This window comes from Lacticaseibacillus brantae DSM 23927 (assembly GCF_001436115.1).
Lineage (GTDB): Bacteria > Bacillota > Bacilli > Lactobacillales > Lactobacillaceae > Lacticaseibacillus > Lacticaseibacillus brantae.
The window spans coordinates 273775-287186 of the sequence record NZ_AYZQ01000001.1 but is presented as its reverse complement, the minus strand read 5'-3'; the positions used below and the strand labels follow the sequence as shown (position 1 = coordinate 287186).

The 13412-nt window shown below is 46.5% G+C and carries 12 protein-coding genes; 4 read left to right on the top strand and 8 right to left on the bottom strand.

All coding sequences use genetic code 11. The features are described from left to right. The first annotated feature begins 43 nt into the window (after nt 1-43). The 3 genes from FC34_RS01420 to FC34_RS01410 are packed head-to-tail and all read left to right on the top strand — an operon-like array spanning nt 44 to nt 3670. Nucleotides 44-793, top strand: a complete 750-nt coding sequence (locus FC34_RS01420) for a DeoR/GlpR family DNA-binding transcription regulator (RefSeq protein WP_057893599.1) — start codon at nt 44-46, stop codon at nt 791-793. Then, entirely contained in the window at nt 790-1704 is a 915-nt protein-coding gene (gene pfkB / locus FC34_RS01415) for a 1-phosphofructokinase (protein WP_057893598.1), read from the top strand. Before FC34_RS01420 ends, pfkB begins: the two co-directional genes overlap by 4 nt. Nucleotides 1705-1717: 13 nt before the next feature. Beyond that, on the top strand, nt 1718-3670 hold the full coding sequence (locus tag FC34_RS01410) for a fructose-specific PTS transporter subunit EIIC (RefSeq protein ID WP_057893597.1): 1953 nt from the start codon (nt 1718-1720) through the stop codon (nt 3668-3670). An 88-nt stretch (nt 3671-3758) separates the two neighbouring features. Here FC34_RS01410 and uvrC read toward each other — a convergent pair whose 3' ends face one another. From uvrC to FC34_RS01395, 3 genes are all read right to left on the bottom strand, one after another. Then, entirely contained in the window at nt 3759-5540 is a 1782-nt protein-coding gene (gene uvrC, locus FC34_RS01405) for an excinuclease ABC subunit UvrC (RefSeq protein WP_057893596.1), read from the bottom strand. A gap of 125 nt (nt 5541-5665) precedes the next feature. After that, entirely contained in the window at nt 5666-6412 is a 747-nt protein-coding gene (locus tag FC34_RS01400; RefSeq protein WP_057893595.1) for an amino acid ABC transporter ATP-binding protein, read from the bottom strand. Further along, nucleotides 6402-7868 carry an ABC transporter substrate-binding protein/permease gene (locus tag FC34_RS01395; RefSeq protein WP_420805029.1) on the bottom strand — a complete coding sequence of 489 codons (1467 nt, stop codon included), beginning with the start codon at nt 7866-7868 and terminating at the stop codon, nt 6402-6404. The genes FC34_RS01400 and FC34_RS01395 overlap by 11 nt, the downstream gene beginning before the upstream one ends. 150 nt (nt 7869-8018) lie before the next feature. On the opposite strand from FC34_RS01395, the gene FC34_RS09745 reads away from it, so the two are divergent. Continuing rightward, a complete protein-coding gene (locus tag FC34_RS09745) occupies nt 8019-8171 on the top strand; it encodes an SPJ_0845 family protein (protein ID WP_169790018.1) in 153 nt (50 codons plus the stop codon). Nucleotides 8172-8213: 42 nt separating this feature from the next. Here the strand turns inward: FC34_RS09745 and FC34_RS01390 are convergent, their stop codons facing one another. The 5 genes from FC34_RS01390 to tuf form a co-directional block, all read right to left on the bottom strand. Further along, entirely contained in the window at nt 8214-8498 is a 285-nt protein-coding gene (locus FC34_RS01390; RefSeq protein WP_057893593.1) for a nucleoside triphosphate pyrophosphohydrolase family protein, read from the bottom strand. Continuing rightward, nucleotides 8485-9096 (bottom strand): ribosome biogenesis GTP-binding protein YihA/YsxC, encoded by a 612-nt coding sequence (yihA, locus tag FC34_RS01385; protein WP_057893592.1) that lies wholly within the window; start codon nt 9094-9096, stop codon nt 8485-8487. Before yihA ends, FC34_RS01390 begins: the two co-directional genes overlap by 14 nt. Nucleotides 9097-9185: 89 nt before the next feature. Further along, entirely contained in the window at nt 9186-10433 is a 1248-nt protein-coding gene (clpX, locus tag FC34_RS01380) for an ATP-dependent Clp protease ATP-binding subunit ClpX (RefSeq protein WP_057893591.1), read from the bottom strand. Between the two features lie 173 nt (nt 10434-10606). Continuing rightward, nucleotides 10607-11890, bottom strand: a complete 1284-nt coding sequence (gene tig, locus FC34_RS01375) for a trigger factor (protein WP_057893590.1) — start codon at nt 11888-11890, stop codon at nt 10607-10609. A 143-nt stretch (nt 11891-12033) separates the two neighbouring features. Continuing rightward, nucleotides 12034-13224, bottom strand: coding sequence for an elongation factor Tu (gene tuf, locus FC34_RS01370; RefSeq protein WP_057893589.1), 1191 nt, complete (start codon nt 13222-13224; stop codon nt 12034-12036). Between the last annotated feature and the right edge of the window lie 188 nt (nt 13225-13412).

Sequence of the window (13412 nt, the reverse complement as noted above, 5' to 3'; positions counted from 1 at the left end):
CTGAACGTTAATGGGTTATAATCCTAAAAGGAGGTGTGAGAAAGTGCTTACAGAAGAACGGCAACAACTTATTCTGGCTGCAGTCAAAGATCAAGAAATCGTTAAGACCAGAGATTTAATGCATCAGCTCCAAGCTTCTGAGTCTACTATTCGCCGAGATCTTGATGATCTGGAACAAGCTGGCCGCTTGCAACGCATTCATGGCGGCGCGCGTGCTTTGAATAGTCTGACGGAAGAACGAAATGTGTCTGAGAAGGCTAATCAGAACTTGGCAGCCAAGCGACAACTCGCTAGAGCAGCGGTTGCGCGCATCCCCGCAGACAGTTTGATTTTTCTAGATGCTGGCACGACGACGGCACAAATGATTCCTCTTTTGGCCAACCGGTCAATAACGGTCGTCACCACTGGGGTGGATAACGCCTCATTACTGGCGGATTACCAAGTGAAGACCTACGTCGTTGGTGGATTACTTAAATCGGCGACCAAAGCGCTGGTCGGCGCTGCGACTGCTGAAAGCCTGCGCCAATATCGGTTTGACTTTGCCTTTATCGGGACTAATGGCATTCACCCAGATTTCGGGTTGACCACGCCTGACCCGGAGGAAGCTGCCATTAAACATGTGGCGATTGCCCAGGCCAAAACCAGTCTCGTCCTCGCAGACGCGTCCAAGTTTGATCAAATTAGCGCCACGAAGTTTGCCGATATGACTGCTTTGACAATTCTCACACCAGAGCTTGGTGCCTTGGGCACTGAGTACGCACGTTTTACCAATATTGAGGAGGCACCGCAATGATTTATTCTGTGACACTCAATCCTTCAATTGATTATGTGGTTGGATTGAATAACCTTACCCTTGGGCGGGTCAACCGCCTCGACAACAGCGTCTTGCTGCCGGGGGGCAAGGGCATCAACGTTTCGCGCATCTTAAAAGCCCTCGACTTGCCAACTACTGCCTTAGGTTTCATTGGCGGATTCACTGGCCAGTTCATCACTGACCAATTAGCGAAGTTAGACCTCCCCTGCGCCTTCACGGAAATTCACGACAATACGCGCATTAATGTGAAGCTAAAAGCTGAAGACGAAACTGAACTCAATGCACCCGGTCCGCAAATCAGCGCCGAGGAAATCGCAGCCTTTAAAGGCCAGCTAGATCAGTTGCAGTCCGGTGACGTCGTCGTCATGGCTGGGAGTCTCCCAAACGGTTTACCCGAAAGTTTCTATCGTGACTTAATCCCATTGATTCATGAACATGGTGCTGATTTCGTCATTGATACCACGGGCCAAGCCTTGCTGGATACGCTACCTGACCACCCTCTCGTGGTGAAACCAAATCATCATGAACTAGCTGAACTGTTTGGTGATCCTGAATACACCAGCCTTGATGAAATCGTCACAGCTGGCCGCAAATTGCTCGATCTCGGTGCCCAACATGTGCTGGTCTCTATGGCCGGCGCAGGTGCCTTAATGATTACCGCTGACAAGGCTTGGCACGGCACCGTGCCAGCTGGCAAAGTTCAGAACTCAGTTGGGGCCGGCGACAGTATGCTCGCTGGTTTCACCGGAACATTTGCCACCACTCACGATCCATTAGCGAGTTTCCAAGTCGCCATCGCTTGTGGCAGTGCCACGGCATTCTCAACCGACCTGGCCTCGGCCGCAAAAATTGCTGAAGTAAAATCAACCATTACGATTACGGAATTATAGGAGGACAGTCCCCATGGATATTCGTGAATTATTACTTAAAGATGTCATGATCATGGACTTGAAGGCGACAACTAAAGAAGCCGCCATCGATGAAATGACACAAAAGTATTTTGACGCTGGTATTATCAACGATTTAGATCTGTACCGAGACGATATTAAAAAACGTGAAGCGCTGTCGACCACTGGGATTGGCGACGGCATTGCCATGCCCCATGCCAAAGATAAGGCTGTCCAACGCGCGACAGTGCTCTTCGCTAAGAGCGCTAATGGCGTTGATTATGACGCCCTTGACGGCCAACCCGTCTTTCTGTTCTTTATGATTGCAGCCCCAGAAGGCGCCAATGATACGCATTTGCAAGCGCTGGCTGCCTTATCTTCACTGCTCATTAATCCAGACCTCGTAACCGCCCTCAAGCAGGCCCAAACCCCTGATGATGTTCAACAATTGTTTGCCTCCGCTGAAGCCGAAAAAGAAGCCAAGGACAAGGCAGATGAAGAAGCCGAACAACAAAAGGCCAAAGAACAGGCTGCATTTAAGCAAGAAAAACGTGAAGAACGCCCCTTCATCGTGGCTGTTACGGCCTGCCCAACAGGGATTGCCCACACTTATATGGCTGAAGCTGCTTTGAAAGAAATGGCTGACAAGATGGGTGTGGACATCAAAGTCGAAACCAATGGCTCCGAAGGAATTAAGCACAAACTCACTGACGATGATATTCAACGCGCTGCCGGCGTCATTGTCGCAGCGGACAAGAAAGTCGAAATGGACCGGTTCGATGGTAAGAAACTCCTCAACCGGCCAGTGATTGATGGTATTAAGAAGCCACAAGAACTGATTGATGAAACTCTTGAAGGTAAAGGGGCCGTCTATCATGCAAGTGGTGCTTCTGACAGCAGTGATAATGGCGCAGCTGAATCTAAAGGTGTTTGGAGCAAAATCTATCAAGATTTGATGAATGGTGTGTCCAACATGTTACCATTCGTTGTCGGTGGTGGGATTATTATGGCCATCTCCTTCATCTTTGAACAGTTTGTTGGCGCTAAGTCCCCTGTCTTCTTATTCACAAACAACTTGGGGAATTATGCCTTTAGCTTCTTGGTTCCTGTGTTGGCAGCTTATATCGCCGTTTCAATCGGTGACCGACCTGCCCTCATGCCTGGGTTCGTTGGTGGTTGGATGGCAACCATCGCCGCCGCGTCCTTTGTGAAAGCTAGCAATCCAGCCGGATTCATCGGTGGGCTCGCTGCTGGTTTCATCGCTGGTTGGATGATTGTCGGCTTCAAGAAGATGCTCGCCGGCATGCCACACTCTCTCGATGGCCTGAAAACTATTCTAGTTTATCCAGTCCTGGGACTAGCCGGGATCGGTCTCATCATGTACTTTGTGGTCAATCCAATCTTTGCTGCTGTCAACGGCGCGTTAATCAACTTCCTGGAAAACATGGGCACAGGTAATGCCGTGCTGGTTGGTGCCATCCTCGCTGGGATGATGAGTATCGATATGGGTGGTCCCTTTAACAAGGCCGCTTACACCTTTGCAATTGGGGTCTTCTCTGCTTCTGGTCAAACTGACGGTCGTTGGATGGCTGCTGTCATGATTGGTGGGATGATTCCACCATTGGCAATCGCCTTTGCTTCCACATTCTTCCCACAAAAGTTCACCCCACAAGAACGACAATCTGGTCTTTCCAACTGGGTATTAGGCTTAACCTTCATTACTGAAGGGGCCATCCCATTTGCTGCCACTGATCCCCTGCACATCATTGGTTCTTCTGTGATTGGATCCGTTATCGGTGGTGCCTTATCACAGCTTTGGCACGTTAATGTCCCTGCCCCTCATGGTGGGATTGTCGCCTTGGCTTTAACCAATCAAAAATTAGGTTTCTTAATTGCTCTAGTTGTTGGGACTTTAGTCGCCGGTCTGATTCTTGGCTTCTGGCGGCCTAAGCAACCAGCTAACGATTAGAAATTAATAAAAGAGGTTGAGACTTTCGTCTCAACCTCTTTTATTGTCCAAAGCATGATAACCATCAGAAGCCAAACCAGGTCGTGATTTACAGCGATAACTTAATCATTTGGGCAGTGGTTTTGGAAATCCCCACTGCCTGTAAATCTTCGACGCTAGCTTCTTTAATGTGATTGATAGTTTTAAACTCACGCATTAACTTTGTCCGGGTCTTTGGGCCCACGCCTTTGATAGCTTCAAGCTTACTTGATAATGAATTCTTACCCCGCAATTGCCGGTGGAAGGTAATTGCAAAACGATGAACTTCTTCTTGAATCCGTTCCAAAAGATAGAAGCCCTGGCTTTTGGGATCAAGATTAATCATCTGATCACTTTGACCATACAATAAAGCGGCCGTTTTATGCTTATTGTTCTTCACCATCCCTGCCACAGGAATATCCAGATTCAATTCATTTTCAAGGACATCTTTGGCGGCATTCATTTCAATCGCGCCGCCATCCATCAGAATCAGGTCAGGCAAGGGCGCATGCTCTTTCAGTAAGCGACTGTACCGTCGAAAAATGACTTCACGGGTGTTGGCATCTTCATTAGCACTGTGATTATCCTCATCAGCGGCCAACTTGTACTTGCGATAGTTGCTCTTCTCCGCTTGACCATCAACAAACTGCACCATGGCTGAGACCGGATCGCTCCCCTGAATATGACTATGGTCAAAAGCCTCAATCACATGGCCATTTTCAGGCAAATTCAACGCCCGCATAATCTCTTGTTGGGCGCCAACCGTAGAGCGATTATCTAATTCCAGTAACCGGAACTTCTCTTCGAGTTTAATCCGACTGTTCTTAGCCGCCAACTCTAAGAGCGCCCGTTTCTCGCCGCGTTGAGGGGTGCGGACGGGCACGTCCAAAACTTGCGCAAGGACATCGTTGTCCAAGCCTTTAGGCACCAAGACTTCCCGCGGTTTAACGTTATTCTTCCGATCATAAAATTGCAGAATAAAGGATTCAAACTCTTCTTCAGCTGAATTAACCACTGGGAACAATCGGGTTTCACGCTTCATTAACCGCGCTTGGCGAATGAAGAAGACCTGGATGGAAATCCAGCCTTTGTCCATATAGAAATTGAACAAATCCCGCGTGGTGCTGTCGGTAGAAATAATTTTCTGCTTTTCAACCGTAGCTTCAATATAGTGTAATTGATCGCGAATTTCACCAGCGCGTTCAAATTGCAATTCTTCAGAGGCCTTCTGCATCTTGGCCGTCAGTTGTTGCTTCACCTTGCCGACGTTACCGTTTAAGAAGCGCTTAATTCGTTCGATTTGCTCGGCGTATTCCTGTTCTGGAACCTCACGAAAACACGCGCCCAGGCACTGACCCATGTGGTAATACAAGCATGGCCGGCCTTGATAGCCATTGCAGCGACGCAAAGGATAGACGCGTTGAATAAACTGCATGGTTTCTTGAGCGGCATACACATTCGGATAAGGGCCAAAATAATAGGCGTCATCCTTCTTGATATCGCCAGTAATCATAATCTTGGGATCCCGTTCATTGGTAATCTTGATGTACGGATAACCGGTCCCCTTTTTTAGCTTAATATTGTAATACGGTTGATACTTCTGAATCAGGGTAATTTCAAGCAGAAAGGCTTCTTTGTCAGTTGAGGTGACAATGAAGTCAAAGTCCGCAATTTCAGACACCAACCGGGCAGTCTTACCATCGTGGCTACTCTTGAAATAAGAGCGCACCCGATTCTTCAAGTTCTTGGCCTTCCCCACATAGATGATTTTGCCGGTAATATCTTTCATCTGATAACAGCCAGGCTCATCAGGAAGGAGTGCCAATTTATGTTCAATATGTTCTGAGGCCATCTAATCCCTCCTAAAACATTTGTTCGCTTTTTATATTGTAAGCATTCGAACGCCTTTCGGCAAGTCAGCGCCGTCCAAACAAAAACTGCCTACCCTCGGACAGACGGTAAGCAGTTTTTGTTGGATTATTGACTGAGAATCTTGGACAAGAAATCCTTCGTCCGCGCTTCTTGTGGGTTGGTGAATATCTGTTCTGGGGTGCCCTTTTCGGCGATTTGGCCACCATCCATGAACCAGACTTGGTCAGCGACTTCCCGAGCAAAGCCCATTTCATGCGTGACCACGACCATGGTCATCCCTGACTTCGCCAGGTCTTGCATCACTTTCAAGACTTCCCCGACCATCTCTGGATCAAGGGCGCTCGTAGGCTCATCAAACAGCATCACATCCGGAGACATTGCCAAGGCCCGAGCGATGGCTACCCGCTGTTGCTGGCCCCCAGAGAGGCTGGCTGGATAGACATCCGCCTTATCGGCTAAACCAACACGATCCAGTAAGCCTTTAGCTGTTTCTTTGGCCTGAGCTTCAGTTTCGCCTTTAACTTTCATTGGCGCTAACATCAGGTTTTCTAAGACGGTCATATTAGGAAAAAGATTGAAGTTTTGGAAAACCATACCCATTTTTTCGCGAATCTTATCGAGTTGTTTCTCGGACAAACCGACCAAGTCCGTGTTCTCAAAAAGAATCTGGCCGCTTGTCACGGAATTTAAGCGGTTCAGGCTGCGCAAAAAGGTACTCTTCCCACCACCAGAGGCGCCAATCACGACAATGACATCGCCTTGATTGATGGTTTCTGTGATATCATTCAGCACAACATTGTCGCCGAACTTTTTGACGAGATGGTTAATTTGCATTAGTGGGCTAGTTGTCATGCTGCATCTTCCTTTCATAATGATTCAGAAGTTTCGAGAGACTAAAGGTCATGATGAAGTACAAGAACATGGCCACAACAATTGGCTGCACACCCTTATACGTGGCTGTCTGCACCACCTTGAGTTGATAAATCAAATCGGTGACCCCAATGATGGAGACAATGGAACTTTCCTTAATCAAGGAGATAAATTCATTCCCCAATGCTGGCCAGATATTCTTCAAGGCCTGTGGAAAAATCACACTCTGCATCGTTTGGCGCTGAGACAAGCCCAGTGAACGGGCCGCTTCAGTCTGGCCAACAGGAATACTATCAATCCCGCCCCGAATGATTTCAGCGACATAAGCAGCTGAATTCAAAGAGACCGCGATCACCCCAGCGACTAACGCTGGAATGTCAACCAACAAGCCGATTCCGAAGTAAACGAACATGATTTGAATCATCAATGGTGTGCCCCGGACAAATTCAATATAGGACACCGCAATCAAATGAACGACTTTGTTCTTCGCCAAGCGCATCAATGCAAAGAGTGTCCCAATCGGAATCCCAATCAAAATGGCTAACAGCGTAATCAATAAGGTATAGCCAACCCCTTTGGCGAAGTATGACCAGTAATGCAGCATGCTGGTGTTCTGAACGTTGCCAGCCATATCCTTGCCGGCAGTCTTCAAGTAGGTTGGAAAAAGATTCTTTTGTTTGATCTCAGCAATGGTTTCGTTGGCCACCTTGACTAAGCTAGTAGCTCCCTTAGGAAAGCCAATGGCACTCCCTAAATCATCCCCGGCTAAATTGAACTTGCCATCAATAGCAGCCAAGCTGGAATCGTTCTGAACATAAGCAGACGCCACTGGGTCTTCAGCGACAATCCCATCAACCTTATGGGATTTCAACGCGAGAATTAAGTCCGGCACCTTGGCGAGGCCCAATTGAGTTGACGTTGGAATCTGTGACTTGGCAATATCCGCCTGCAAACTCCCAGTCTGCACACCAAGCTTTTTGCCGGCAAAGGAACTCTTATCCTTATACAGATCTTTCTCGTTCTTGTTTACAATGATGTATTGTTTCGCTTTGTAATACACATTAGAGAAGGCGACAGATTTAGCCCGGGAGGCAGTGGGCGTCATTGCTGACAACACCATATCGACCTTGCCGGTTTGGAGGGCAACGAGTAAGGAGTCGAAATCCATTTGCTTGATTTCAAGCTTGACGCCCATCTTCTTAGCGATGGCCTTACCGACCTCAACATCCATGCCGACAACTTCATTCTTACCATCTTTATTGATGATAAATTCGTACGGCGCATAGTCAGGACTTGTCCCCATCACTAGTACGCCTCGCGATTTGACCTTTGCTAGGCTGTCATCAGCCGCGTGGACCGAATGGCCGAGGCCGATGAGCCCGCTGAAGGCAATCAGCGTGACCAACAGTGCACCAAATGCTTGCACCCATTTCTTCATTGTCATTCCTCCTCAATTGCTTATGTAAGCACTATACATCAAAATTCATACTTATGCAAATTTTATTCATAGTTTATGCAGAAAGTATGCAGCCGCTTGCAGTCGTCTTCGTTTGAATGCTATACTCACTGGGTAAAGGAGGCGTTTGGTATGGCATTAAAGATTAACGTCCAAAATGATTTGAATGAAATGTTCGACAAGTTTGCGAGCGTCCCAGAACCAAAACAAAAACCTGTCACCGACGAAGTCAAAGATCCTAAAAAAGAAGCACAGAAGAAGACAACTGAAGACAAAAAAGACTAAACAAAAAGCGTCGCGAATCAATCGCGGCGCTTTTTGTGTGATCTAATCTTGTGAGTAACGTTTGGCCAACGAATCAATGTTCATCTGACCGACTTCGTCAAATGGAATGTTGGCCCATAAAGCAATCTGAGACAGATACCATAAGGCGTCACCAAGTTCTCGGGTGAGGATTTCCCGATCCAAATCTTGACCCTGGAAGGTGTACTTTTTAACCAAGTCAATCACTTCACCAGATTCACTGGCCAAGCCCAATGACAAGTTCGTTAACACCTGTTCATTGCCCATCAAAGTCCGATTGGCTAATTGTTGGTAATCATTCAGTTCCATCTTCAGTTCCCCCTACTTCTGTGTGGGCGTCAAGCCAAGCCCATACTTCGTCTTTCCCAAAACCGGTCTCAGCACTAAACAGCTGCAAGGTATCAGCCGGATTAAAGTCTAATCCCTGCTTAAGCATTCGTTCTACAGAATTTCTGCGGGTCTTAGCGACCTTATCGACCTTAGTGCCCACTACCAGCACCGGTAATTTATAGTATTTCAAGTATTGATACATACTGATATCATCATCGCTAGGTTCGTGGCGACTATCAACCAGCTGGACCACGCCGCGTAACTGAGCGCGCGTGGTTAAATATTCTTCAATCATCGTTGCGAATTTAGCGCGCGCTGTCTTGCTGACTTTGGCATAGCCATAGCCCGGTACATCCACGAAATAAAGTTGCGATTCAATATTATAAAAGTTAAGCGTCTGGGTCTTGCCGGGTACACTTGAGGTACGCGCCATCGCCTTGCGATTAATCAACCGATTAATCAGAGATGACTTGCCCACGTTACTGCGGCCGACGAACGCAATTTCGGGGCGGGCGTCATCGGGATATTGTGCCTTTTGGACGGCACTAATTGTCAAACTTACATCATTGACCTTCATTAGGTAATCCTCGCTTTCAATCAACTAAGTGTAGCATATTTTCACCCTAAAAAAATAGACCAGCCGCAGCTGATCTATTTTCATTATGCCTATGACGCTTGTTCGCCATCTTCCAAGACCAAGCGTGGTTTTGCCGTACCGTCAACGGCGGCTTTAGTTACCACTGCTTTAACAACGTCTTCTCGACTTGGCAATTCAAACATGGTGTCTTGCATCACTGATTCCAGAATGGACCGCAGTCCCCGGGCGCCGGTATCACGTTCAATGGCCAGATGCGCAATCGCATGTAAGGCCGCTGGGGTGAATTCGAGCTCAGTGTCATCCAGGGCTAAGAGCTTCTGATATTGCTTGACTAAAGCATTCTTTGGTTCGGTCAGAATCCGGACCAGATCATCTTCGGTCAATTTCTCAAGAGCAGCCATGATTGGAATCCGGCCGATGAATTCAGGAATAATCCCAAACTTCATCAAGTCTTCAGGAATAATTTGCTGCATCAGACTCTTATCTTCAGGGGCACGGAGCGAATCCGTCCCAAAGCCAATCGTCTTCTCACCAATGCGATTCTTAACAATTTGTTCAATCCCGTCAAAGGCCCCACCAACGATGAATAAGATGTTGGTCGTATCGATCTGAATGAATTCTTGTTGAGGATGCTTGCGACCGCCTTGAGGTGGGACAGAGGCAATCGTCCCTTCAAGAATTTTCAGTAAAGCTTGTTGAACCCCTTCACCAGAGACATCACGGGTGATAGAGACATTCTCACTCTTCTTGGCAATCTTATCAATTTCATCGATGTAGATGATCCCTTTTTGGGCCCGCTCAACATCGTAATCAGCATTTTGCAATAGCTTCAGCAAAATGTTCTCGACATCTTCACCGACATAACCGGCTTCGGTTAATGTCGTCGCATCCGCAATCGCAAATGGGACATTTAGAATCCGAGCCAATGTCTGCGCTAAGAAGGTTTTCCCTGAACCCGTTGGGCCGATTAGAGAAATATTACTCTTTTGAAGTTCGGTATCATTCTTTTCAGCCACTTCCATTTGGTTAACCCGCTTGTAGTGGTTATAAACAGCCACAGCTAAAGCACGCTTTGCGGCGTCTTGACCGATGACATAGTCGTTCAAAATGTTCAGAATTTCAAGTGGCTTTGGCACTTCCAGGAGATTCTCGAAGGCTTCTTCCTTGAACTCTTCATCGATGATTTCTTTACATAAATCAATACATTCATTACAAATATAGACACCAGGGCCAGCAACGATTTTCTTTACTTGGTTTTGCGACTTACCACAAAACGAACAAGTCACTGGACCAGTAGTTTCAACGTTGTCAAACATACATTCGTCAACCCTTTCTTTATCCAGCCACGCCAATTGTGGCTCTAGTCGCTAATTTACCACAGTTACTACAGGCAAGCAAGTTCACCAACCAACCGCCAGACCAAAGAAAAACAGGGTGGCGGTAAAGCGTTGGCCGCTTCATCACCACCCTGTTACTCCTGTGACAGTCCTTAAGCTTCTTTAGCTGAGTCAGTCACTAACTTAATTGCTTCCTTAACAGCGATATCATGCTTAAGCATGTCGTCAGTCAAGGCTTGACGAACAGCAGCTTCATCCATGTTATATTCGCCAGCTAAGTCTTTCACTTCTTGTTGGACTTGGTCTTCGGTAGGAACAATCTTTTCTGCATCGACGATGGCTTCAAGGACTAAGTTAGTCTTGACGCGCGTGTCAGCATCGGATTCAAATTGTTTGTGCAAGTCATCTTCAGATGTACCAGTCAATTGATAGTACATTTGTGGTGAGATGCCTTGGCGTTGCATATTCCCAAGATATTGGTCCATTTGGTTGTGGACTTCTTGATCAATCATGGCTTCTGGTAAGTCCTTGATTTCAGCGTTGTCAACGGCAGCGCGGATAGCAGCGTCTTGAACAGCGTCTTCAGCGGCGGTGTCCTTTTGCTTTTGCAAGTCTTCCTTTAACTTAGCCTTCAATTCGTCTAAGGTATCAACACCTTCGTCTAAATCTTTAGCAAAGTCGTCATCAAGAGCGGGTAATTCCTTGCGCTTAACTTCATGTAAAGTGGTTTGGAATTCGGCTTCTTTACCAGCTAAATCACTTGCTTGGTAATCTTCAGGGAAAGTAACCTTAACAGTTACTTCGTCGCCTGACTTGTGGCCGACCAATTGGTCTTCAAAACCAGGAATGAATGAGCCTGAACCTAATTCGAGGCTGTAGTTCTTAGCAGAACCGCCATCAAATTCCTTGCCATCAACAGTCCCAACGTAGTCAATGACCACGGTATCGCCGTTTTCAGCAGCTGCGTCATCTTGAACAACTAATTCAGCTTGTTGTTGTTGACGAGTTTCAAGTGCCTTTTCAACGTCTTCATCGGTCACAGTGCGATCTTGCTTAGGCACAGTGAGACCTTTGTATTCGCCAAGCTTCACTTCAGGCTTAACTGTGACTTTAGCCACAACAACCCAAGGTTCATTGCTTTCCATCTTTTGGATATCAATTTGAGGTTGATCAACAGGATCGATTCCTGCTTCCTTGACTGCTGCTTCATAAGCATCAGGTAAGAGAATGTTCAAAGCGTCTTCATACAGCGCACTTTCACCATACATCTTGTTAAAGATGGTCCGGGTTACTTTCCCCTTACGGAAACCAGGAACAGTTAAATTCTTACGCACACGTTCAAACGCTTGGTTTAACCCCTGATTAATTTTATCAAGATCGATTTCGAATGTTAATTCACCATCATTGGTGCCTTGTTTTTCCCATTTTGCAGACATAATAAACCTCCGACTATTGGTCTTGCAATTATCCATTGCATACTTGACCATCATACCTGAAAAGCCAATAATTGTAAACGCGAATTGACGGTTTTCACAAAAAAACACCCAGCCTAGGCTGGGTGTTTTTTGAAAACTGTTAATTAGTCGAGGATTTCAGAAACAACCCCGGCACCAACAGTACGGCCACCTTCACGCACGGTGAACTTGGTACCCTTTTCGATAGCAACTGGTGCAATCAAGTCAACTTCAAAAGTGACGTTATCACCAGGCATAACCATTTCTACGCCATCTGGCAATTCGATAACACCGGTAACATCGGTGGTATGGAAGTAGAATTGAGGACGGTAGTTGGAGAAGAATGGTGTATGACGGCCACCTTCATCCTTTGTTAAGATATAAACTTCGCCCTTAAACTTGTTGTGAGTTTGGATTGAACCTGGCTTTGCCAAAACTTGGCCACGTTCAACTTGATCACGGTTAACACCACGAAGCAATACACCAACGTTATCGCCGGCTTCACCAAGGTCAAGTGTCTTACGGAACATTTCAAGACCCGTAACAGTTGACTTCAATACTTCTGGCTTCAAACCGATGATTTCAACTTCATCACCAACGTGAACTTCACCACGATCGATACGACCGGAAGCAACAGTACCACGACCAGTAATTGTGAAGACATCTTCAACAGGCATTAAGAAAGGCTTGTCGGTGTCACGAACTGGTGTTGGGATGTATTCGTCAACAGTGTCCATTAATTCTTGAACAACCTTTTCTTGTTCTGGGTCGCCTTCAAGAGCCTTGAGAGCTGAACCACGGAGAACAGGAATGTCGTCACCAGGGAAATCGTATTCAGAAAGTAATTCCCGAACTTCCATTTCAACCAAGTCAACTAATTCGTCATCGTCAACTAAGTCTGTCTTGTTTAAGAAGACAACCAAGTAATCAACACCAACCTGGCGAGCCAAGAGGATGTGTTCACGAGTTTGTGGCATAGGACCATCAGTTGCCGCAACAACTAAGATAGCACCGTCCATTTGAGCAGCACCGGTGATCATGTTCTTAACGTAATCCGCGTGCCCTGGGGCATCGATATGCGCATAGTGACGCTTTTCGGTTTCGTATTCAACGTGAGCGGTGTTGATTGTGATACCACGTTCCTTTTCTTCAGGAGCGGCATCGATTGATGCATAGTCTTGCGCCTTAGCGAGACCCTTTTCTGATAAAACCTTTGTGATAGCCGCGGTTAAAGTAGTCTTACCGTGGTCAACGTGCCCAATCGTACCAATGTTTACGTGGGGCTTTGTGCGTTCATAGTGTTCTTTTTCAGCCATGAAAAAACGAACCTCCTGTGTATTTTTCGCAAGAATTCAGAATAATGGGTCAATCCTGAGAATCCTTTACGTTTTAGTGTACTACATTTGAGCGGAAATACCAAAACAAATATTTACCGCTGGAAATGATTTCCGAAGATGATTATAACGAGAAACTAACCGTTTGTAAACAGCAACCGTCAAGAATT